Genomic DNA, 20906 nt, shown 5'->3' with positions numbered 1-20906 from the left:
TCAACGTTCGCAGCTGACGGCTGGGGTTCTGAGCGGCAAAGTCATCTTGCAGCAAGGGTAGTAGCCACCCTTGTCCTTGTCGGACTTCCTGTAGAAGCAGAGCCCAACATCGACTGTGTCGCCCGGATAGTGGCCGGTGATGCCAATCGTGTATGGCGTGCCGGGCGCATGCGACATGGGGGAAGTCACCCCGACGCCTGGCGTCCTGGACTGAGCCTTGATCGAATCGCCGCCGAAGCCGGCATGGTCATGGAGATAGAGATCGGCCTCGAGGCCGGAAGGCGTGCAGTAGTACTGGACGTCCTCGACATCGATGCAAGGAGGCAGATTGCCGGGCGGTGGGAAGTCCGGCGGGTAGAAGGGGGGCAGATAGCCGCCCGGGATTTCTTCATAATAGCCGGCGCGACCTTCACAGGGATGCCAGACCGCGACGTCGCCGACATGGCCTTCCACTTCGGGATCTTCGAAGTAGCCGTCGAAATCGACGAACCAGGAGCCGAAGGGCGGCACGTTGGCCGGCTTGACCAGCTCCTTGGGCGTGATCTGCACGCCGTGCACGGCCACCGGCCCGCCGGCGGCGAGCTGCTCGGCGAGCGCCGGATTGTCGCGCAGCTTGTCGCCGGTGTTGACCAGCGTCTGCGTGCAGACCGAGGTGTCGAGATTGCCGTCGGCATCATAGCCATATTGCAGATCGAGACCGCCGGCCGACTGCCGGTTGCCTTGCGGGAAGCCGACGGCATATTCCTGCGGCACTTCGACCCAGACTGATTCCGTCGCCGGATCGTCCGGATTCTCGCGCCAGTAGCGGATGACCTCACCCTTGCCGGAATCGGCGAACTGGCTGTAATCGTAGCGGTTTTCGACCGGGCCGCGCTGGGCCAGGTACATGAAGCCGCTGTTGTCGAAGGCGATGTCGGTGACGGCGTAGTCCTTGTCGGCCTTGACCGTCAGTTCCCAGCGCGGGTCGCCGGCGAAGGTGCCGTCGCGGGCAATGCCCACCGACCAGATTTCCGACTTTTCGCCGACCGAGTAATAGAGCCGGCCGCCGTGATAGGAGACGCCCCAGACGCGGCGCTCGTCCTGCGTGTAGCCCCAGCTGTCGGGGTCTTCGCTATCAAAGGCGGCGCCCTGTATGTCCATCACCGAACCATCGTCGGCGATCGGAGCCAGTCCGTGCGCCGGACGCCCGGCAACGCCATGGTCGAAGCTGTCGATCAGCCTGCCTTCGGCGTCGATGCGATGGATCAGGCCGGTGTCGAGGTCGGAAGCGAAGAACTGGCGGTGGATGGGATCGAAGGTGAGGTTGCCGATGCCGGGACCGCTGTTGGTGTCGATGTCGGCAAACTTGGAGACCTGGCCGGTGATGCCGTCGATCTTCCAGATGGCGCCTGGCCCGCCGCCGTTCTCAGTGCCGAACTGGCCATCCATGAAGGTGGCGCCGGCCGCACCGCGGCGCTGCCGCTCCGGCCTTCCATCGCTATCGGCATCCGGGGTGACGATACGGATGCCGTGCAGCGAGGTGGCGCCGGCATAGAGATTGGGAACGCCCGACGGAACACCGTCGCGCACGCCGTCATCATAGGTGAGGCCGAACACCTGGCCGATCTGTTCGGCCGTCACCTCGAAGGGCGGCGGCGTGGAGACGAGCTGGCCGGCGGCCGGCCCGCCGAGATGCGAGACGTCGAACACGCGCAAGGTGGCGCGCGTGGTGTCGATGAAGGTTTCGTCGACCGGATCGACACCGGGCGGCAGGCCCTCGTCGAAATTGGGAATGATGGTGCCGGAAAATCCGGTTACCGCCATCGAGCCGGGATAGATGATCTGGGTGTCCTGCGCCCGTGCTGCGTCACCCAGCCAAAGGCCGGCAGTGAGTGCCAGCGCCAGCAATCCTCCCGGATGCATGGCGCGGCGCAGGCCGCAGTTGAGAGAAGACACGAACGTGCCGCGGACGCGAGACATGAAGCTACCCCCGTTAGCCACGGGAGAAACATCCGGCGTTACCGCGCAAACCAGGGCAAGGCGCGGTGGTCCGGCACGTTCTTCCCTGATCGAATTGTCTGCTTTCCTCATCTTGACGATACGCCTGCTCTTACGCAGGGTCAACGGAATCAACAGGAAGCCCAGGGCGTCGACCTCGTCTCGAAGGCGGTGGTCGCGCCGAGTTCCTGTTGTTCCCGGAGACCTCAGAGCCTCTGGGTTAATGGTCATGGGGGCTTCCTTTCCGGGCCGCACAATGCGGCACCTGGACATCAGTCGCGGGCTGAGGTGGAAAGGTTCATGGAAGCCTTGCGCAGAATGCTTGCGCGCGATGCTGCCTGTTCTTATATACGCGCCAAGCCGTTCGGCGCCGGAATGCCGGTTGCCGGAACGGAATTTCTTGTGAACAGGGGCTTTCGTCGGAACGCCTGTACGGGTCCTGAGAGCCTGCTTAGCGGAGAGACTAGAAAAATGGCAAAAGTAATCGGTATCGATCTCGGCACCACCAACTCCTGTATCGCCATCATGGATGGCAAAGAGCCGAAGGTGATCGAGAATGCGGAAGGCGCGCGCACGACGCCTTCCATCGTCGCCTTCAGCGGCGACGGCGAACGTCTCGTCGGCCAGCCGGCCAAGCGCCAGGCGGTCACCAATCCTGAAAACACCATCTTCGCGGTCAAGCGCCTGATCGGCCGCCGCTATGACGATCCGGTGACGGAGAAGGACAAGAAGCTTGTCCCCTACAAGATCGTCAAGGGCGACAATGGCGATGCCTGGGTCGAGGCCGGCGACAAGAAGCAGTCGCCCAGCCAGATCTCGGCCATGATCCTGCAGAAGATGAAGGAAACGGCGGAAGCCTATCTCGGCGAGAAGGTCGAGAAGGCGGTCATCACCGTTCCGGCCTATTTCAACGACGCCCAGCGTCAGGCAACCAAGGACGCCGGCAAGATCGCCGGGCTGGAAGTGCTGCGCATCATCAACGAGCCGACCGCGGCCGCGCTCGCCTACGGCCTCGACAAGAAGGATGGCAAGACCATTGCCGTCTATGACCTTGGCGGCGGCACGTTCGACATTTCGGTGCTCGAGATCGGTGACGGCGTGTTCGAGGTGAAGTCGACCAATGGCGACACCTTCCTCGGCGGCGAGGACTTCGACATGCGCCTGGTCGAGTATCTGGCGGCCGAGTTCAAGAAGGAACAGGGCATCGACCTGAAGAACGACAAGCTGGCACTGCAGCGCCTCAAGGAGGCGGCTGAAAAGGCCAAGATCGAGCTCTCGTCGACGACGCAGACCGAGATCAACCTGCCCTTCATCACCGCCGATGCGACCGGGCCGAAGCACCTGACGCTGAAGCTGACGCGCGCCAAGTTCGAGCAGCTGGTCGACGACCTCGTCCAGCGCACCATCGACCCTTGCAAGGCGGCGCTCAAGGATGCCGGCCTGAAGGCTGGCGAAATCGACGAAGTCGTCCTGGTCGGCGGCATGACCCGCATGCCCAAGATCCAGGAGATCGTTAAGCAGTTCTTCGGCAAGGAGCCGCACAAGGGCGTCAATCCGGATGAGGTCGTCGCTCTCGGCGCCGCCATCCAGGCCGGCGTGCTGCAGGGCGACGTCAAGGACGTGCTGTTGCTCGACGTGACGCCGCTGTCGCTCGGCATCGAGACGCTGGGTGGCGTGTTCACGCGGCTGATCGAGCGCAACACGACGATCCCGACCAAGAAGAGCCAGGTGTTCTCGACGGCCGAGGACAGCCAGTCCGCGGTGACCATCCGCGTCTTCCAGGGCGAGCGTGAAATGGCCGCCGACAACAAGGCGCTTGGCCAGTTCGACCTGGTCGGCATCCCGCCGGCGCCGCGCGGCGTGCCGCAGATCGAGGTCACCTTCGACATCGACGCCAACGGCATCGTCAACGTTTCGGCGAAGGACAAGGGCACCGGCAAGGAGCACCAGATCCGCATCCAGGCATCGGGTGGCCTTTCGGACGCCGACATCGAGAAGATGGTCAAGGACGCCGAGGCCAATGCCGAGAGCGACAAGAAGCGGCGTGCCGTGGTCGAGGCCCGCAACCAGGCCGAGGCGCTGGTGCATTCGTCCGAGAAGTCGCTGAAGGAATATGGCGACAAGGTCTCGGAAGCCGAACGCACGGCGATCGCAGATGCGATCACGGCGCTGAAGGCCGCGGCCGAAGGCGATGACGCGGCCGACATCGAGGCCAAGTCGCAGGCGCTTGCCGAGGCTTCGATGAAGCTTGGCCAGGCCATGTACGAGGCTTCGCAGAAGGAAGCGGCGGAAGCCGACGCCAAGGCGGATGCCGCCAAGGACAGTGACGTGGTCGATGCCGATTTCGAGGAAATCGACGAGGACGACGACAAGAAGAAGTCGGCCTGAACCGTTTGACGGCAAGATAAAGCGAAAAGCCCGGCGCAGGCCGGGCTTTTTTGCAACCCTGGCGGAAAAAATCGCTGAAAAACACGGACAGAACCGCGCCGGCCCTAGCATCCGGGCAGCACCGCTCCTAAATCGAGACAACGTGCCGGCAAACGACGCAACATGTGCATCAAGACGTTGAACATCCGGACTGCGGGAAAAAATGAAAGCTGATTTCTACGAAACGCTGGGCGTCCAGAAAGGCGCCGACGAGAAGGAGCTCAAGAGCGCTTTCCGCAAGCTCGCCATGCAGTTCCATCCCGACCGCAATCCCGGCGATCATTCCTGCGAGCACAAGTTCAAGGAAATCAACGAAGCCTACGAAACGCTGAAGGACCCGCAGAAGCGCGCGGCCTATGACCGTTTCGGCCACGCGGCCTTCGAGCAGGGTGGGATGAATGGCGGCGCGCAAGGCTTTGGTGCCGGCGGCTTCGCCGACATCTTCGAGGATATTTTCGGCGACATGATGGGCGGGCGCCAGCGCCGTTCGTCGGGCGGCCGCGAGCGCGGCGCCGACCTGCGCTACAATATGGAAATCTCGCTGGAGGAAGCCTACGCGGGAAAGATCGCGCAGATCCGCGTGCCAGCATCGATCTCCTGCTCGGAATGCTTGGGCAGCGGCGCCAAGCCGGGCACCCAGCCTGTCACCTGCTCGATGTGCAACGGCCACGGCAAGGTGCGCGCCACGCAAGGCTTCTTCTCTATCGAGCGGACCTGCCCGCAATGCCAGGGCCGCGGCCAGACCATCAAGGACCCGTGCCCGAAATGCGCTGGTCAGGGCCGCGTCACCGAAGAGCGTTCGCTGTCGGTCAACATCCCTGCCGGCATCGAGGACGGCACCCGCATCCGCCTTGCCAATGAGGGCGAGGCCGGCCTGCGCGGTGGGCCGTCTGGCGATCTCTATATATTCCTCGCGGTCAAGCCGCACGAATTCTTCCAGCGCGACGGCGCCGATCTCTACTGCAAGGTGCCGATCTCGATGACGACGGCCGCCCTTGGCGGCTCCTTCGAGGTGACGACGCTGGATGGCACGCAGACCAAGGTGAAGGTGCCGGAAGGCACCCAGAACGGCCGCCAGTTCCGCCTCAAGGGCAAGGGCATGCCGGTGCTGCGCCAGCCCAATGTCGGCGATCTCTACATCCAGACCGCGGTCGAGACGCCGCAGAACCTCACTCGCCGCCAGCGCGAGCTGCTGGAGGAGTTCGAACAGCTCTCCTCGCAGGACAATTCGCCCCAATCGAGTGGCTTTTTCACCCGCATGAAGGATTTCTTCGAATCCTTCGGCGAGCGCTGATGGGAATTCTAGGCAAGCCGCGTGATTTCGTGGAATGCGTCGCACCTTGAGACGCGACGAAACTTATCTTATCCACGACATGCGTCTGACCGCGCCTTGCCTTGCGCCGCTCAGATGTTAAGTAATTTGGGGGGAGTGCTGAGGAGAGCTTGCATGACACGTCCCGGACTGCGCAAGGCGCTTGCCGAAAAGTTCGACGACGAGCTCAAATTCTTCAAGGGCTGGATCGACAAGCCGAAGACGGTCGGCTCGATCGTGCCGACCAGCTCGATCACCGCCCGCAAGATGGCCTCGATCGTCAATCCGAAATCCGGCCTGCCGGTGCTCGAGGTCGGTCCCGGCACCGGCGTCATCACCCGCGCCATTCTGGCCCTCGGGGTGCGGCCCGAAAATCTCTACGCTGTCGAATATTCCACCGACTTCGTCCGCCACCTGCGGCAACTCTATCCCGGCGTCAACGTCATCGAGGGCGATGCCTTCAACCTCAACGCCACGCTTGGCGAAAAGAGCGGGATGATCTTCGATTCCGTGGTTTCCGGCGTGCCGCTGCTCAATTTTCCGGTGGCCCAGCGCATCGCCTATATCGAGAGCCTGCTCGACCGCATCCCGGCAGGACGGCCGATCGTGCAGCTGACCTACGGACCGATGTCGCCGATCCCGGCCGGCCGTGGCGACTACACGGTCAAGCATTTCGATTTCATCTTCCGCAACATCCCGCCGACGCAGCTGTGGATCTACCGGCGCGAGGCGCATTAGGGCGACCTGAATTTCGACTTTGATTTTTGGGCAGGTGCGTTGATTTGAGCAGCCTCTGGCTGTACCTGTCCGGGAACAAGGTTGGCCAATGGCAGTGATCCCGAAAATCCTCGTCTTCGCCGGCTCGGTGCGCAGCGGCGCCTACAGCGGCAAGACCGCCGACGTGGCGCAAAAGGAGCTCGCCATGCAAGGCGCCGAGGTGACCCGCATCTCGCTCGCCGACTATCCCCTGCCGATCCTCGACGAGGATCTGGAAAAGGAAAAGGGCGTTCCCGCAAATGCCCTGAAACTTGGCCGTCTGGTCATCGCCCATGACGGGCTGCTGATCGCCACGCCCGAATATAACGGCTCGATCCCGCCGCTGCTCAAGAACACGATCGACTGGGTGAGCCGGGTGCGCAGGGATGGCAGCAGGACGGTCAGGCCGCTGGCCGGCAAGGTGGCTGGCCTCTGCTCGTCCTCCAACGGGCATTTTGCCGGGATCCGCTGCATCAACCATCTGCGCGCCGTGCTGGTGCGTTGCCAGATGGAGGTGGTGACGCCGGAATGCTCGGTGCCGGAAGGCGGCAGCGCCTTCGACGAGGGCGGCAATTTCCGCGACGAAAGACTGTACAAATCGATGGAGCACCTATGCCGCACGCTGATCGAAACCTCGCGCATGCTGTCGACCCGGATCGAGGCGTGATCGTCGACACCATGCGGTCAGAATCCATCCAGGCCCCATCGATAAAGGCCAAATCCATGCAGGAAAGACTGATCGTCGGCCTCGACGTACCGACCGTGCAGGAGGCCGAACAGGCGGTTCGCGAACTCGACGGCGTCGTCTCCTTCTACAAGATCGGCTATCAACTGGCCTTTGCCGGCGGGCTCGACTTTGCCAGGGAACTGGCCAGCGGCGGAACAAAGATCTTCCTCGACATGAAACTGCTCGACATCGACCACACGGTGGCCAAGGGCGTCGAGAACATCGTCAAGATGGGCGTGACCATGCTGACCATCCACGCCTATCCAAAGGCGATGGCGGCGGCGGTGGAGGCGGCCAGGGGTAGCGGCCTTTGCCTGCTGGCGGTCAGCGTGCTGACCTCGATGGACGAGCAGGACATGATCGACGTCGGCTATGAATACGACCCGCACACGCTGGTGCTGCGGCGTTCGGAACAGGCGCTGCATGCCGGCATGGGCGGCATCGTCTGCTCGGCCGCAGAAGCGGAAGCGGTGCGCCGCATCGTCGGGCCCGACATGGCCGTGGTGACGCCCGGCATCCGGCCGGCGGGTAGCGACCATGGCGACCAGAAGCGCGTGGTGACGCCGGCACAGGCGATCCGCAACGGCGCCAGCCATCTCGTCGTTGGCCGGCCGATTGTTGCGTCGGCCAACAGACGAGAAGCGGCCGAAGCGATCATCGCCGAAATGCGCTCAGCGTAAGCAACAGGGAGAAGAAGAATGCCCAAGGGATACTGGATCGCCCGCGTCGATGTGCGCGATGCCGAAGGCTACAAGGAGTATGTCGCCGCCTCGAAACTGGCCTTCGACCGCTTCGGCGCGAAATTTCTGGCGCGCGGCGGTGCGCATGAGCTGGCCGAGGGTGTCGGACGCGCACGCAACGTCATCATCGAGTTCGAATCGCTCGCCATGGCGCACGATTGCTACCACTCGCCGGAATACCAGCGCGCGGTCGCCATCCGCCAGAAGGTCGCCGACGGCGAGATTGTGCTCGTCGAAGGTATCTGAAGCGATCGATCAGAGTCTGGCGGCGCGTCAGCGAAGTCCTGACGGTCCCCTTCCCTTAGGTCCGTCCCGCTAAGCCGAGCACTCCGATCAGCTGGTGCTTGAAGGCCAGGGCAGTTTCACTATGCCCTGGCCGACAACCGGGCGGAGCCGTTCGACAACGACCGCCACATGGCCGGCGCACGGCCCATCCAACAATTGACCGCCGAGCCAGAGTCGAGGTGAAGCGACCGGGCTGGTTGCTAGTTGACATGCAGGTATTTACCTGCATATTACACCTCGAAAGCAACGAGTGAGGCGGATGGACGCTGACAAGGTTTTCAAGGCACTGGGCGACCCGACACGCAGAAGGCTGCTTGACCTTCTTTGCGAGAAGAACGGGCAGACGCTCAGTCAGCTTTGCGAAAACCTGGACATGGCGAGGCAATCCGCCACCCAGCACATCGACCTGCTGGAAGCGGCGAACCTGGTGAGCACGGTCAAGCGCGGCCGGGAAAAACTGCATTTTATCAACCCCGTGCCGCTGCACGAAGTCTACGAGCGGTGGGTGCGGAAATTCGAACGGCAGCGGCTCAGCCTGTTGCACGATCTGAAGCAAGAACTCGAAGGAGATGACCAATGACCCGAGAGACAACCAGCTTTGTCTACGTGACCTACATCAAATCGACGCCGCAAAAAGTTTTCGAGGCCATAACCAGGCCTGACATTGCGAAACGCTACTGGGGCCACGAGAACGTCTCCGACTGGAAGCAGGGATCGACATGGGAGCATATCCGCGCCAATGACGAGCGGACCGTCGAACTCGTCGGCAAGGTCGTCGAGATCTCGCCGCCGACCCGTCTCGTCATCACCTGGGCCAACGCTTCGCAGGCCAACGATCCCACGCAATACAGCCGGGTGACGTTCGGCATCGAGGAATACGACACCATGGTGCGGCTGACCGTCACCCATGACGAACTCGAAGTCGGCAGCGGCATGGCGAAAGGCGTCAGCCAAGGGTGGCCGGCGGTGCTGTCCAGCATGAAATCCTTCCTCGAAACCGGCAGCGGCATCGACCTTTTCGCCAAGCCGAAATCGGCCTGATGCCTGCGATATCATGCAGAACCAGGCCAGTGGAGAACGACAATGACCAAGCGCTATATCGGTGGCTGTGCATGCGGCGCGATCCGCTATGAAACCAGCGGCGAGCCCATCTTCCAGAACCACTGCCAGTGTCTCGACTGCCAGAAGCGTGCAGGCACCGGCCACGGATCCTATCTGACCTTCGGCCGGCGCGCCGACATGAAAATTGCAGGCGAGGCGACCACCTGGCGTGTGAGAGGCGACAGCGGCAACGAAAAGGTCCACGCCTTCTGCCCGACCTGTGGAACGCCGGTCTACCTGACATTCGTCGCCATGCCGGACCTGATTGCGGTCAACGCGACCAGCCTTGACGACCCCGGCCAATTCGACCCGCAGGTGGTCACATACGCCATCCGCGGCCATGCATGGGACACGATCGATCCCACGTTGCAGAAATTCGAGCGAATGCCGGGATAGCGGGTTCGCCTCGGGCTGTCATGTCATGTCGGGCGCTCGTCGCGGGCGCTTGCGCCTTGGTGGCGGCGCCCGAGCATTTCCGGATGTGCTGCCGCGCCGTTCAAATATGGTGGTTTTGGCCGAGCAGCCGGCTGGCCGCGGTTTCGGCCATGGCGTCGGCAAGCTCGAGATCCCATTGCTGGCGGCAGTAGGCGCGGAAATCGAAGCAAGGCAGGCCGGGGCAGACCTCGAACTCGATGAGGTGGACCATGTCATCGGCGTCGACGCGAAGGTCGATGGAAAACACGTCGCGCAGGCCAAGCCCGTTCATAAGCCGCTCGGCGATCGCGCGAACCCTGGCGTCGGCGATCGGCTGGCTGTCGGCGACCGCAACGAGCTCCGGTTCGGCATAGTGTCCGGCCGCCTTCGCCGCCTCGCCGGTGTCGCCGTAGAGCGCCAGGCTGTCCGCCATGGTCTGGAAATCGGCGCCCGAATCGACAAAGGCTACGCCAAGCGCTTCGACCCCCGCGCCCGGCACAAGGCCGAGGAAACTGGCGCGCACGTTGCGGCCGGCGACATAGGGCTGGACAACGACATCGTCGCGATAGGCCGCAAACACACGCCGGCTAAGCTCCAGTGCGTGGCCGAGATCGTTTATGCGCGAATCCGCCCAGATGCCGATCTTGGCGCCTAGCCGGTTGGGCTTGACGAACCAGCCGGCGGCAGATGCAGGCGGCTCGACCAGCCATTTGCCGTCGCGAGCAAGACCGGCCTGCGGCACCGGCAGGCCGAGCGCGCCGAGCACCGCGCCGGAACGGAACTTGTCCTGGCAGAGCGCAAACAGCGCATCGTCGGCGCCGATCGTCTTGAGCCCGCCGAGCCTCGCCAAGGCGGGTGCGGCGCTGCCCCGGAAATAGGCAATGCCGTCGGTCAGCGTCCAGACCAGCGTCGTGCCGGGATGCTCGCCGGCGAGCACGCCCGCGGCATCGTCCAGCGCCACCGGCGTGAACGAAAGGCCGCGCGCCTGGCAAGCAGCGGCAAGCGCATCGAATTCATGGGCGAGATCGGTCGACTGCGCCAGATAGGAGGCGATTTCGGTGGCACGCTCCGGTGCATGGCCGTCGGCGACGAGACGGTCGTGGCAGGCTTTTTCCGGCTCGTGGACGAGGATCAGTCTTGGCGTTTGGCTCGTCATGGATTTGCATGGTTTTCCAGCGATGGCGTCGCCTACCATCGCATGAAAAGCGCAATCGGCTGCCGCGAAACCGACCGGGTCGGACGGTTGCGTGACAACCAACCGCCGACCGTGTTCAATCAGGCGATCAGCACGCGCGGCTCGAAACGGCCGTTGACCTTGATGTCGAGCAGAAAGGTCATGCCCGCCTGCGGATCGAGCTTGCGCTGCTTCTCGTCCTTGCCCTTCCAGGCGGATGTCACCGCCAACCGGTCGGCGTTCTTGCCGACAAAGGCCGGACAGGATGGCTGTGTCACCGGCATCGCGACGGACCGCAGCAGCGTGCCGTCAGGAGCATAAGCCTTGACCACTTTGCCGCCCCAGACGGCGTTCCACAGCACGCCGTCACGATCGACCACCGAGCCGTCGACATAACCGTTGGACGAGCGGTGATCGACGAACACTTTCGGCTCGCCGGTGGGCAGGCCGGTCGCCGGGTCGCAGTCCACGCGCATCAACAATCCGGTCGAGGTGTCGGTGTAATAGGCGAGCCCGCCATCTTGCGAAAAGCATATCGAGTTGGAGACCGTGATGTCCGAAAACAGGCGGCGCAGTTCGCCCTTGAAAAACCAGTAGATGGAGCCGGCGCCCTTTTGCTCCATCTTGCCCATCGTTCCGGTCCATAGGGCGCCACAGGGATGGACGCGGGAATCGTTGGAGCGGGTGGCGGGATTGTCGGCCTCGATCGGCGTGTGCAGGCTCATTGTGCCGGTCGCGACATCGCGGACATGAAGCCCGGTCTCGGTGGCGATCAGCTGGCGCTGGTCGTCGATGATGGCGATGGCACTTGCCATCTGGCCAAGCTCGTGGATTTTGAGCGCGCCGCCGGCCACGGGCTTTTCCAGAAGCTGGCCGTTGACGATGTCGAACCAGAACAGCCCATCGGTGACTGGATCGTAGCTTGGCCCTTCGCCGAGCTGGCAGATGTGGTCGGAAAAAACCGAAACGATCGCTTCGCTCATCATGCTTCTCCGAACACCGCATCCCAGGCCTCGACGGCGGCATGCGCGCGCGCAGCCACCTCGTCGACGCTCATGCCAGGCTTGAACAGGCTGGAGCCGAGACCAAACACCGTCACCCCCACCGCCTTGTAGCCGGCAAAGTCCTTCTCCGAAACGCCGCCAACCGCGCCGACCAATGTCTGCGCCGGCAGCACCGCCCGGATCGCGGAAATGCCGCTGGCGCCGAGCACGCTCGCCGGGAAGAATTTCAATGCCGAAGCGCCGAGCCGGATCGCCTGGAAGGCTTCGGTGGGCGTGAACACGCCGGGCATGGTGACCATGCCGTGATGCATCGCACGCGCCATCACTTCGGCATCGATGTTGGGGCTGACCAGTAGCCGCCCGCCGGCCTTGTGCAAGCCATCGACATCGGCTGGCGTCAGCACCGTGCCGGCGCCGACCAGTGCCGTTTTCGGCAGCACTTCGACAATCCGGGCGATCGACGAAAACGGCTCCGGCGAGTTGAGCGGCACTTCGATCGCCTCGATGCCCGCATCGAACAGCGCCTGGCCGATCGCGATCGCTTCGACCGGCTTGAGTCCGCGCAGGATGGCGACCAGGCCGCGCTTGAGCTTTGGGAAAGGTGCGGTCTGGCTCATCGGGCTGCTCCGGTTCTGGCGATCATGCCGTTCTCGCGTGCCGCTTCGATGAGCCCGGCACGCACAGCCTCGTCGGCATCGACGGTGCGGACCTCAAGTCCGGCAAGGCCGAGTGCGGTCTGGTAAAGCGCTGAAAGCGCACCGGACGCCACCAGCACGACAGGTTCGGCGCCGGCGCCATGGCGGCGGCTGGCCGAGGCTATCTCGCCACCGATCAAAAGGCCGGACAGGCAAGCGGCGGCATCATCGGCTTTTAGATCCTGCAGCAGGCCCGCGGCACGGATGGAAAACAACCTCGAGGTGACATCGCCGGCCTCGGCCAGTGCGGTTTCGCACCAACTGCGGAAGAATGGATTGCTAGGGGTGACCGGCTTGGGATGTTCGCCGAGCGAATGGCGCAGGATCGAGTGCGTGGCAAGCACCGAAAACAGCTCGCCGGTCGGCCAAGTCCCGAAACCGGCAACCGCGCCATCCTCGACCAGCACCCATTTCGAATGGGTGCCGGGCATGCAGACCAGGTGGCGCCCCTTGGCCGGCAGGCCGGCGCCGGCAAGCTGTGTTTCCTCGCCACGCATCACGTCGGGCGCATCGATCTGGCGCTGGGCGAGGCCCGGCACGATGCGGACATCGCGGTGCTGGCCGGGTACCCGTGCCGCACCCGCCAGGATGGCGCTGAGGGGCGCCGGAACGGTGACATAGGGCGCCTCGAGCCAGCCCTGGCGAGAGCCGGCCATGCCGCAGATGATGACAGGGAGCGTCTGCGGCGCGGCCATGGCCGCCAGATGCCCTTCGAGAATGGTCGAAAACCCCCTTTGCTGGGCGGTGATCAGGCCGTCATCGCCACGGCGTTCGGCGAGGACCTTGCCACCCTTGTCGATCAGCCAGACCCGCATGCGGGTCGTGCCCCAGTCGACGACGGCTACCGCCGGCGCGTTGCCGGCAAACCCTGGGCTCACAGGAAACCTCCATCGACGATCAGCATCTGCGCGGTCAGCATGCGCGAGGCATCCGAGGCGAGGAACAGCACCGTGCCGACGATGTCGTCGGGCTGCATCACCTGCTTGATGCACTGCTTGGCGACATGGGCGGCAAGCGCCTGTTCGGTCACCCAAAGCTCCTTCTGCCGCTCGGTGATCACCCAGCCGGGCGCAATGGCGTTGACGCGGATGCCGTCGACGCCAAGCTTGCCGGCCAGCCCCTTGGTCAGACCGAGGATGCCGGCCTTGGCGGCGGTGTAGGCCGGCATGTCGGGGTGGTTGATCAGGTAGGACGTCGAAGTGAAGTTGATGATCGAGCCGCCGCCGGCCCGCTTCATGCCCGGCGCCACCGCTTGCGCGGTGAAGAAATGCGGCCTGAGATTGATCGCCTGGTTGTTGTCCCAGAATTCCACCGTCACGTCTTCGACGGCGTGGCGCTCGTCAAGCGCCGCATTGTTGACCAGCACGGTGACATCGCCATGCGCGTCGGCCGCCCTGGCTGCGGAGGTCCGCAAGGCCTCGACGTCGCGCAGGTCGGTCTTGAGATACAGCGGCCGGCGGCCGAAAGATTTCTCGATGCGGTCGGCAAGGACAGTGCTGGGGCCGTCGGCGATGTCGATGAAGGCGACATTGGCGCCCTGGCGCACAAAACCCTCGGTCAGTGCCGCGCCAATTCCGGAGCCGCCGCCGGTGATCAGCACCGAGGCCCCCTCGAGGTCGGCAAAATGCGCCGATGGCATCATATTTTTTTCTCCCTGCGCATGACCCCGACAGTATCCTTTGCGCGTCCTGAAGGACGCGCGGCGCTGTTGTCAGGCCGGCGCGCATCCTAGCCAGACACGTCGTGCGGGCAAGGGCGAAACGACGGATTGCGGGCTTATGTCAGACAAAACGACAATGCGCCGCAGCGGACGCACAGCTGCCCCACAGGGATTGCGGGGCCGCTTCGAGCCAGCCGGTCAGATCGCGTTGGCGCGCAAGGCGCCGCGGAAGGAATCGCGGAGGTAGCCAAGCGTGGCATCGGCATCGACCGGTTTGCCGAACAGATAGCCCTGCCCGCCGGCGCAGCCGAACTGGACGAGGCGGTCGGCCTGCGCCTCCTGCTCGATGCCTTCGGCGACCACGTCCATGCCGAGCCCCTCGCACATGGCGAGAATGGCACGGATGATGTGTTCGGACGGGCGGTCGTCGAGAATGGAAGAGACGAAGGCGCGGTCGATCTTGAGCTTGTCGAAATGAAATTCGCGCAGGCGGCCGAGCGAAGACTGGCCGGTGCCGAAATCGTCGAGCGAAACGCGGATGCCGACGCGGCGCAGATCCTCGACGATCTTCTCGGCCGAGGCCGGATCGTTCATCAGGCCGGTCTCGGTGATCTCTATCTCCAGCCGGCGCGGATCGAAGCCGGTGCGCTCAAGTATCGCCAGAATGTGCAGGCCGGTGTTCTGGTCGACGAGCTGCGAGGGCGACAGGTTGAAGGACAGGAACAGGTCCTTCGGCCAGCTCCTGGCCGCCTCGGTCGCCTTGCGCAGCACCAGCTGCGACAGCGGGCCGATGATGCCGCGCTCCTCGGCGATGGGAATGAAGACCGTTGGCGGCACCGAGCCGAGATCGCGATCGGTCCAGCGCGCCAACGTCTCGAAACCGATGGTGCGGCGCGTGTTGAGGTCGACGATGGGCTGGAAATGCGGCTCCACCTCGCCGGCCGAGACAGCGCGGCGCAGCGCCTGTTCGATGCGGGTGACGCGCTTGGCCGCCTCTTCCATCTCGCGGGTGTAGACGACGACGCGGCCACGGCCGGAACGCTTGGCGTGGTAGAGCGCAGTCTCTGCCTTGTTGATGAGGATCTCGGTGGTCTCATCGCCCGAATAGAACAGCGAGCAGCCGACCGAGGCCGAAAGCCTGGCGGTGCGTTCGCCGACATCATAGGGTGCCGAAAGAATCTCGATCAGCATGCGGGATTTCTCAGCCGCCGCCTCCTCGCTGAACACCATCGGGTAGAGATAGGCGAATTCGTCGGCGCCGATGCGGCAGACGGTGGAATGGCCGTCCATCGAGGCGCGCAGCCGCATCGCGACCTGGATCAGGATATCGTCCCCGGCCTTGTGGCCGAACAAATCGTTGATCGGCTTGAAGCCGTCGAGGTCGAGAATGCCGACGGTAAACGGCGCCGGGTCGTCGGCACGGTCGCTTATCAGGCGATCGACCTTGTCGAAGAAGCGGCGATGGTTGCCAAGCCCGGTCAACGGATCGGTGAACGCCAGATCCGTGCTCTCCCTGTTTGCCTGACCGGTGCCAAACGAAGTTTGCATCGGTATCCCTGTTTTGTGACTTCGGAATTTAGCTTCAGATTGGCAGCAAACCCTTTAGGAAACGTATCCCCAAATCGATTATTCGCGGGTAAAGCGCGTCATGTTCGGAGGGATCGACGCAAGGTGCGTACAGCTCTTGCTTCAGGCCAATTTTCAGCCCCTGGGCCGGACATGGTAGAGTTCTAGCGAGGCGCCCTTGGTGTCGGCGATCGGCTCCAGCCATTCCGGCACGTTGCCGCGCATCAGCCCGGCAAGAAAACCGTCCGGCGCGGTGGAGGCCAGAAGCTGGCTTTCCGAGTTGCCGCGGCACAGCGCGACAAGGCCGACGTGATGATCGCCGATGATCGACCTGGCTTGCGCATCGGAACCGAGGAACGCGTCGAGCGCAAGCAGGTCTCCCGCGACGTTGCGGTGGTAGGGCCCGGCGAACACGCGATGCCCCGAGTACACCAGGATCGGCGATCCGATATTGGAGACGGCAAGCACGGTGGTATCGGGCAACCTACCGAGTGTGGCGAACGAAGCCTTGGCCTGGCAAGACGGGTCGACGCTCGCGCCGACACTGGCGTCGCTGGTGATTTTTACACCGGTTGCGAGCGCCGCCGACGCCACCTGGGCGGCGCCAGACCAGAGCGAGTTCACCGAGAGGAGCCAGGCTGCGGCCATCCGCAGCACCGAGCCGCGCGACGGGCTGGTTTCGGCCCGCTGCCGCCATTTGGCGATCCAGGCCGACAGCGGGATCACCGCGAAGACAATCGAGAATGTCGAGCCGCGCACTTGCCAGACACTGACCAAGAACGCCACGACCAGCAGCGTGGCGACGAGGCTGTCCTGGCGCCGCCAGCCGCCACGACGTGGGCGCAACGCCATCAGCACGAGCGCCACCAGCGGCGTGGCATAGCGCGCCGCCAGCTCGGCGGGATTGTGGGCGGCAAGCTGGAACAGCGACTGCGCCTCGTCGACATGATCGAGCCACAACGTCTTCAGGCGCGGATCGAGCCCGGCATAGGGCGAGGCCAGACATTGCGGAAACAGCAAAAGGAGGACCGCGCCGAGCGCAACGCCGAGCACGGCAAGCGACAGCCGACGCTGCCCGCGCCCGGCCGCTTCGAGCGAGGCAATCGCCGCAAGGCCGGTTCCGGCAAGAGCCGCGACGACGAACTGCATCGTCGAGAAGGCATCGCATTGCGTCTGGCCCCAGGCCGAAAGCGGGACGGTGGCGACGAAGACGAGTGCCGCGACGGCGGCAAAGCCAAGGCCGAAATCCCTGGCGATCAGTCTTTCGCCCGATGCGTCAAAGGCAAACAGCGTCGCCACGCAGACGCCGATGGCGGCGACATAGGGAGCGGTTTCCATGCCGACGGCCAGGGTCAGCGCGGCGCACAGGCCGGCAAGCAACGCCGCCGGCCTGCGCATGGGCGCTTCGATCAGGAAACTCAGGCTGGCGACGGTCAGCATCAGCTGGACATTGTGATGATCGAGGGCGGCCGGCTCGAAGATGCCGATGAAATACAGCGCCGCCGCGCCGACGATGACGGCGGGCAGCACCGCGCCATCGCCGGCAAAGCTGCGCGCGGCGCGAATGATGAAGACCATGGTCAGGCCGAAAAGCAGAGCCGGCCAGGCCACCTGCGCAACGTTCTCGGCCAGCAAGGTGTTGCCGGTCAGGCTCGATACTGCGAGCACAATGGCGGCGATAGGCGCATCGACCAGCCGCGACCAATGCATGACGAAGCCGCCTTCCAGGCCCATCCGGTATTGATGCAGGTCGAACCAGCCCTGGCCGGCCAAGAGATCGCGCACTTCGACCAGCCGCAGCAGATCGTCATTGTCGCCGCCGGCATTGTTCAGCGCCGGGAATCCAGCCCAGGCGTTGACGACAAGGAAGCCGAGCGTGGCAAGCAGCGCCAGCATGAGGTCCGCTCGCCAGGAGGCGCGTTCCCCGTCTTTGGAAAGCATCGCGGTATGAGCGGTGGTCATGGAGGGGGCTTTCAGCCTGTGTCTATCGGCGCACGCTAGCGCCGGCCGCTTCACAAAGCGTAAAGCGAGACGATTTTGCGCCACTTTTGGGCGCCAGGCATCAATCGCGCGCCGGAAACACCCACAGCGACGACAGAATGTAGCTCACCGTGCTTGCGGCAACCGTCATCAGCGCCGACATGGCGAGCGCCGACATGCCGAAACGGGTGACCGCCAGATGCGACACCAGGCCCGAAAACAAGGCGCATCCGACCTGCAGCGCGAGATAGCGCGGCATGGCGCTGGCATGATCGTGCTGGCCGCCGAATGTCCAGCCACGCTGTGCGCTATAGGCGACAACGAAGGTGATCGCATAGGCGACGACGCTGCCAATGAAGGGCGAAAGGCCCAGCGACACCAGGAGCCACGACAGGACGAACAGCAGCAATGCGGCGCCGACGCCGACCGTCAGGAACCGGAACAGGCGCGTCCGCACAAAGACCGGCGAGGCCTCGCTCATGCGTCGCGCGCCGGCCGTTGGTTAGCCGGCGATTCACAGGTCGGCAACTCATTGGCTGGGAGGTCCCGGGATTGCCCGGCCCGGCCGGACTTCAGCCGCTTGACCGGTATTTCCAGGACTCCGAGCAGGAAGGCCGAGAAGAAGACCTGCAATGAAATGACGATCAGGCTCAGGCCCAGCACGACGATGCGTGGGATCTCGGAATCGTCCAGCGGGCCGAAGCCGAGATGCGCCCAGCGCGCCACGGCATAGCCGAAGAACAAGACGCCGCCGGCAAAGCAGATGCCGGCATTGGCGGCGAGCCGATCGGTGCTTATGGTCCTGGTCAGCCAGTCGGAACGGCTGCTTGGCGGCAGGATGCCGGTTATCTCGGCATAGTATCGCGAAATGGCGCCGAAGGTGATGAGCTGCACGCCGGTGACGACCATGAAGCAGGCGGCGACGAATGTGTTGAGGTCGAGTGACAGATTGTCGATCACGCGCAGCGGCCCGAACACCAGCAGCGCCGCGAACAACAGGCCAAGGCCGGCGAGCACCGTGCCCGGGATGAAGAACATCCAGCGCGGGTTGTAGACAAGCAGGAACTTCAGGTGTCGCCAGCCGTCGCGCCAGGTCCTGAGATGCGGCGGCCGGCTGCGGCCGTCGGGCTTGAGCGTGGTCGGCACTTCCTCGATGCGCAGGCCGGCAAGGGCGCCGCGCACCACCATTTCGCTGGCGAATTCCATGCCGGTCGTCTGCAGGTCGAGCTTCCTGATGCTGTCGGCATTGAAGCCGCGCAGGCCGCAGTGGAAATCACCGGTCTTGATGCGGAAGAACAGGCGGCCGACAAAGCTGAGCACCGGATTGCCGAGGTAGCGGTGCAGCGGCGGCATGGCGCCGGCCTCGATGCCGCCCTGGAAGCGATTGCCCATGACCAGGTCGGCGCCGTCGCGCAGCCGCGCGACGAAGGCATCCAGCGCGCCGAAATCATAACTGTCGTCGGCATCGCCCATGATGACGAAGCGGCCCTTGGCGGCGGCAATGCCGCCCAGAAGGGCCGCGCCGTAGCCTTTCTGGGCCACCGGGACGACACGGGCGCCTCCCTGCGCGGCAATCGCCTGCGATCCGTCGGTGCTGCCATTGTCCGCGATCAGCACCTCGCCGGAGATGCCCGCTTTGTCGAGGAAGGCCTTCGCCTTGCCGATGCAGACCGCGAGTGTCTCGGCCTCGTTGAGGCACGGCATGAGAATGGTGAGTTCGAGCTGTTTGGTTGCGGAGGCGCGGATGGCGGTGACGGCGTTCATTGGTCGTTGTTCCATCGAGTGCCCGGCGCTGCGTCAATTCGGCCGGGCGCATTCGGGCTTACCGTTGCACGGCAAGGCTTAAGAAAGCGATGACGCGCAGCCTCGCCTTGTCTCCAATCGATCGGCACGGCGGCTTGCGGTAGTCTGATGCCAATCTTCAAAATGTCGCGATTGGCAGACGGTCAGTGAGCCTGTACAGGCAAGACAGTCGCCATCCGAGCCGCCGGAGACCTGCCATGAAGCTGAAAATCGCCGTCCAGATGGACCACATCTCCACCGTGTCGATCGCCGGCGACACGTCCTTCGCGCTATCGCTGGAGGCGCAGCGGCGGGGCCATCAGCTGTTCCACTACACGCCCGACCGGCTATCGCTGCGCGAGGGCAAGGTGTTTGCCCGCATCGAGGAGATGCAGGTGCGCGACGAGAAGGGCAACCATTATTCGCTGGGCGAGAAGGTGCGCACCGATCTGGAGGAAATGGATGTCGTGCTGCTGCGCCAGGATCCGCCTTTCGACATGAACTACATCACCACCACGCATATCCTCGAACGCATCCACCCAAAGACGCTGGTGGTCAACGACCCGGCCTGGGTGCGCAACAGCCCGGAAAAGATCTTCGTCACCGAGTTTCCCGACCTGATGCCGGACACGCTGATCACCAAGGATCCGCTCGAAGTCGCCGCCTTCCGCAAGGAGTTCGGCGACATCATCATCAAGCCGCTCTACGGCAATGGCGGCGCCGGCATCTTCCACATGCTGGAGGCCGACCGCAACCTCGCCTCGCTGCTCGAAATGTTCGGCCAGATGTTCCGCGAGCCCTATATTGTGCAGCGCTATTTGAAGGATGTGCGCAAGGGCGACAAGCGCATCATCCTGATCGACGGCGAGCCGGTCGGCGCCATCAACCGGGTGCCGGCCGAGCACGATTCCCGCTCCAACATGCATGTCGGCGGCCGTGCCGAAAAGACCGAGCTGACGACGCGCGAGCGCGAAATCTGCGCCCGCATCGGGCCGGCGCTGAAATCGCGCGGCTTCATCCTCGTCGGCATCGACGTCATCGGCGACTACATGACTGAGATCAACGTAACGTCGCCAACCGGCGTGCGCGAAGTCAGGCGCTTTGGCGGCGCCGACATCGCCAGCCTGTTCTGGGACGCGGTCGAGGACAAGCGGAAGTAAGCAGTTTTCATTTTGTCTTAACCATGTTCCGCTTTTTCAACCGGGCACAACCCGGCCGCGACCGGCGGGGCCGAATGTTCTTGTAATGTTCTTGATTTGACCGGGAAACTGTGATTGTCTCCTCACGGGGCCGTTCGTGGCCTCGT

20 protein-coding genes are annotated in these 20906 nt (G+C 64.0%); 10 read left to right on the top strand and 10 right to left on the bottom strand.

Annotation, left to right across the window (positions count from 1 at the left end):
* Window positions 1–1959: a hypothetical protein gene (locus AC1D2G_RS03180; protein WP_477411958.1), complete on the bottom strand. Its 1959-nt coding sequence runs from the start codon at window positions 1957–1959 to the stop codon at window positions 1–3.
* A gap of 489 nt (window positions 1960–2448) precedes the next feature.
* Here AC1D2G_RS03180 and dnaK point away from each other — a divergent pair, with 489 nt between their 5' ends.
* The 9 genes from dnaK to AC1D2G_RS03135 all read left to right on the top strand — a co-directional run bounded on the left by dnaK (window position 2449) and on the right by AC1D2G_RS03135 (window position 9721).
* Window positions 2449–4365, top strand: a complete 1917-nt coding sequence (gene dnaK / locus AC1D2G_RS03175) for a molecular chaperone DnaK (RefSeq protein WP_095083681.1) — start codon at window positions 2449–2451, stop codon at window positions 4363–4365.
* Between the two features lie 202 nt (window positions 4366–4567).
* Complete coding sequence (gene dnaJ / locus AC1D2G_RS03170; RefSeq protein WP_477411956.1) at window positions 4568–5698, top strand: molecular chaperone DnaJ; 1131 nt, start codon at window positions 4568–4570, stop codon at window positions 5696–5698.
* Between the two features lie 153 nt (window positions 5699–5851).
* On the top strand, window positions 5852–6454 hold the full coding sequence (gene pmtA, locus AC1D2G_RS03165) for a phospholipid N-methyltransferase PmtA (protein WP_477392807.1): 603 nt from the start codon (window positions 5852–5854) through the stop codon (window positions 6452–6454).
* Window positions 6455–6542: 88 nt separating this feature from the next.
* The gene (locus AC1D2G_RS03160) at window positions 6543–7139 is read left to right on the top strand and encodes an NADPH-dependent FMN reductase (RefSeq protein WP_477411954.1); all 597 of its coding nucleotides are present in this window, start codon (window positions 6543–6545) and stop codon (window positions 7137–7139) included.
* A gap of 26 nt (window positions 7140–7165) precedes the next feature.
* Window positions 7166–7879: an orotidine-5'-phosphate decarboxylase gene (gene pyrF / locus AC1D2G_RS03155; RefSeq protein ID WP_477412429.1), complete on the top strand. Its 714-nt coding sequence runs from the start codon at window positions 7166–7168 to the stop codon at window positions 7877–7879.
* Between the two features lie 18 nt (window positions 7880–7897).
* A complete protein-coding gene (locus AC1D2G_RS03150) occupies window positions 7898–8185 on the top strand; it encodes a DUF1330 domain-containing protein (protein ID WP_457150881.1) in 288 nt (95 codons plus the stop codon).
* A 298-nt stretch (window positions 8186–8483) separates the two neighbouring features.
* The gene (locus AC1D2G_RS03145; RefSeq protein WP_477411952.1) at window positions 8484–8804 is read left to right on the top strand and encodes an ArsR/SmtB family transcription factor; all 321 of its coding nucleotides are present in this window, start codon (window positions 8484–8486) and stop codon (window positions 8802–8804) included.
* Window positions 8801–9265 (top strand): SRPBCC family protein, encoded by a 465-nt coding sequence (locus tag AC1D2G_RS03140; RefSeq protein ID WP_477411950.1) that lies wholly within the window; start codon window positions 8801–8803, stop codon window positions 9263–9265. Before AC1D2G_RS03145 ends, AC1D2G_RS03140 begins: the two co-directional genes overlap by 4 nt.
* A gap of 42 nt (window positions 9266–9307) precedes the next feature.
* Window positions 9308–9721 (top strand): GFA family protein, encoded by a 414-nt coding sequence (locus AC1D2G_RS03135; protein ID WP_095083692.1) that lies wholly within the window; start codon window positions 9308–9310, stop codon window positions 9719–9721.
* Between the two features lie 100 nt (window positions 9722–9821).
* On the opposite strand, the gene AC1D2G_RS03130 is transcribed toward AC1D2G_RS03135, so the two are convergent.
* From AC1D2G_RS03130 to AC1D2G_RS03090, 9 genes are all read right to left on the bottom strand, one after another.
* On the bottom strand, window positions 9822–10895 hold the full coding sequence (locus tag AC1D2G_RS03130) for a D-alanine--D-alanine ligase family protein (RefSeq protein ID WP_477411948.1): 1074 nt from the start codon (window positions 10893–10895) through the stop codon (window positions 9822–9824).
* A 119-nt stretch (window positions 10896–11014) separates the two neighbouring features.
* Window positions 11015–11896, bottom strand: a complete 882-nt coding sequence (locus tag AC1D2G_RS03125) for an SMP-30/gluconolactonase/LRE family protein (RefSeq protein WP_477411946.1) — start codon at window positions 11894–11896, stop codon at window positions 11015–11017.
* Window positions 11896–12534 carry a 2-dehydro-3-deoxy-6-phosphogalactonate aldolase gene (locus AC1D2G_RS03120; RefSeq protein ID WP_477302875.1) on the bottom strand — a complete coding sequence of 213 codons (639 nt, stop codon included), beginning with the start codon at window positions 12532–12534 and terminating at the stop codon, window positions 11896–11898. The genes AC1D2G_RS03125 and AC1D2G_RS03120 overlap by 1 nt, the downstream gene beginning before the upstream one ends.
* Window positions 12531–13490: a 2-dehydro-3-deoxygalactonokinase gene (locus AC1D2G_RS03115; protein ID WP_477302877.1), complete on the bottom strand. Its 960-nt coding sequence runs from the start codon at window positions 13488–13490 to the stop codon at window positions 12531–12533. Before AC1D2G_RS03115 ends, AC1D2G_RS03120 begins: the two co-directional genes overlap by 4 nt.
* Window positions 13487–14254: an SDR family NAD(P)-dependent oxidoreductase gene (locus AC1D2G_RS03110; RefSeq protein WP_477302879.1), complete on the bottom strand. Its 768-nt coding sequence runs from the start codon at window positions 14252–14254 to the stop codon at window positions 13487–13489. Before AC1D2G_RS03110 ends, AC1D2G_RS03115 begins: the two co-directional genes overlap by 4 nt.
* Window positions 14255–14470: 216 nt before the next feature.
* Window positions 14471–15820: a putative bifunctional diguanylate cyclase/phosphodiesterase gene (locus AC1D2G_RS03105; RefSeq protein ID WP_477302881.1), complete on the bottom strand. Its 1350-nt coding sequence runs from the start codon at window positions 15818–15820 to the stop codon at window positions 14471–14473.
* Between the two features lie 153 nt (window positions 15821–15973).
* Window positions 15974–17800: a GtrA family protein gene (locus AC1D2G_RS03100; protein WP_477302883.1), complete on the bottom strand. Its 1827-nt coding sequence runs from the start codon at window positions 17798–17800 to the stop codon at window positions 15974–15976.
* Between the two features lie 100 nt (window positions 17801–17900).
* Window positions 17901–18299: a GtrA family protein gene (locus tag AC1D2G_RS03095; protein ID WP_477411944.1), complete on the bottom strand. Its 399-nt coding sequence runs from the start codon at window positions 18297–18299 to the stop codon at window positions 17901–17903.
* Window positions 18296–19582: a glycosyltransferase family 2 protein gene (locus AC1D2G_RS03090; RefSeq protein WP_477411942.1), complete on the bottom strand. Its 1287-nt coding sequence runs from the start codon at window positions 19580–19582 to the stop codon at window positions 18296–18298. Before AC1D2G_RS03090 ends, AC1D2G_RS03095 begins: the two co-directional genes overlap by 4 nt.
* Window positions 19583–19818: 236 nt before the next feature.
* Between AC1D2G_RS03090 and gshB the strand changes: the two genes are divergently transcribed.
* Window positions 19819–20760: a glutathione synthase gene (gshB, locus tag AC1D2G_RS03085; RefSeq protein ID WP_457150892.1), complete on the top strand. Its 942-nt coding sequence runs from the start codon at window positions 19819–19821 to the stop codon at window positions 20758–20760.
* Window positions 20761–20906 lie beyond the last annotated feature (146 nt).

Source organism: Mesorhizobium sp. P2_C7 (assembly GCF_056404515.1).
The sequence above is the reverse complement of the archived record's forward strand: the minus strand, read 5'-3'. Positions and strand labels throughout refer to the sequence as shown.

Excerpts from the sequence above, each read along its gene's own strand:
- AC1D2G_RS03145 (WP_477411952.1), top strand. The coding sequence starts at position 8,484 with ATGGACGCTGACAAGGTTTTCAAGGCACTGGGCGACCCGACACGCAGA.
- AC1D2G_RS03150 (WP_457150881.1), top strand. The coding sequence starts at position 7,898 with ATGCCCAAGGGATACTGGATCGCCCGCGTCGATGTGCGCGATGCCGAA.
- AC1D2G_RS03160 (WP_477411954.1), top strand. The coding sequence starts at position 6,543 with ATGGCAGTGATCCCGAAAATCCTCGTCTTCGCCGGCTCGGTGCGCAGC.
- dnaK (WP_095083681.1), top strand. The coding sequence starts at position 2,449 with ATGGCAAAAGTAATCGGTATCGATCTCGGCACCACCAACTCCTGTATC.
- dnaJ (WP_477411956.1), top strand. The coding sequence starts at position 4,568 with ATGAAAGCTGATTTCTACGAAACGCTGGGCGTCCAGAAAGGCGCCGAC.
- AC1D2G_RS03095 (WP_477411944.1), bottom strand. The coding sequence starts at position 18,299 with ATGAGCGAGGCCTCGCCGGTCTTTGTGCGGACGCGCCTGTTCCGGTTC.
- AC1D2G_RS03110 (WP_477302879.1), bottom strand. The coding sequence starts at position 14,254 with ATGATGCCATCGGCGCATTTTGCCGACCTCGAGGGGGCCTCGGTGCTG.
- AC1D2G_RS03180 (WP_477411958.1), bottom strand. The coding sequence starts at position 1,959 with ATGTCTCGCGTCCGCGGCACGTTCGTGTCTTCTCTCAACTGCGGCCTG.
- AC1D2G_RS03090 (WP_477411942.1), bottom strand. The coding sequence starts at position 19,582 with ATGAACGCCGTCACCGCCATCCGCGCCTCCGCAACCAAACAGCTCGAA.
- AC1D2G_RS03135 (WP_095083692.1), top strand. The coding sequence starts at position 9,308 with ATGACCAAGCGCTATATCGGTGGCTGTGCATGCGGCGCGATCCGCTAT.
- AC1D2G_RS03120 (WP_477302875.1), bottom strand. The coding sequence starts at position 12,534 with ATGAGCCAGACCGCACCTTTCCCAAAGCTCAAGCGCGGCCTGGTCGCC.
- AC1D2G_RS03130 (WP_477411948.1), bottom strand. The coding sequence starts at position 10,895 with ATGACGAGCCAAACGCCAAGACTGATCCTCGTCCACGAGCCGGAAAAA.
- AC1D2G_RS03125 (WP_477411946.1), bottom strand. The coding sequence starts at position 11,896 with ATGAGCGAAGCGATCGTTTCGGTTTTTTCCGACCACATCTGCCAGCTC.
- AC1D2G_RS03105 (WP_477302881.1), bottom strand. The coding sequence starts at position 15,820 with ATGCAAACTTCGTTTGGCACCGGTCAGGCAAACAGGGAGAGCACGGAT.
- gshB (WP_457150892.1), top strand. The coding sequence starts at position 19,819 with ATGAAGCTGAAAATCGCCGTCCAGATGGACCACATCTCCACCGTGTCG.
- AC1D2G_RS03100 (WP_477302883.1), bottom strand. The coding sequence starts at position 17,800 with ATGACCACCGCTCATACCGCGATGCTTTCCAAAGACGGGGAACGCGCC.
- pmtA (WP_477392807.1), top strand. The coding sequence starts at position 5,852 with ATGACACGTCCCGGACTGCGCAAGGCGCTTGCCGAAAAGTTCGACGAC.
- AC1D2G_RS03140 (WP_477411950.1), top strand. The coding sequence starts at position 8,801 with ATGACCCGAGAGACAACCAGCTTTGTCTACGTGACCTACATCAAATCG.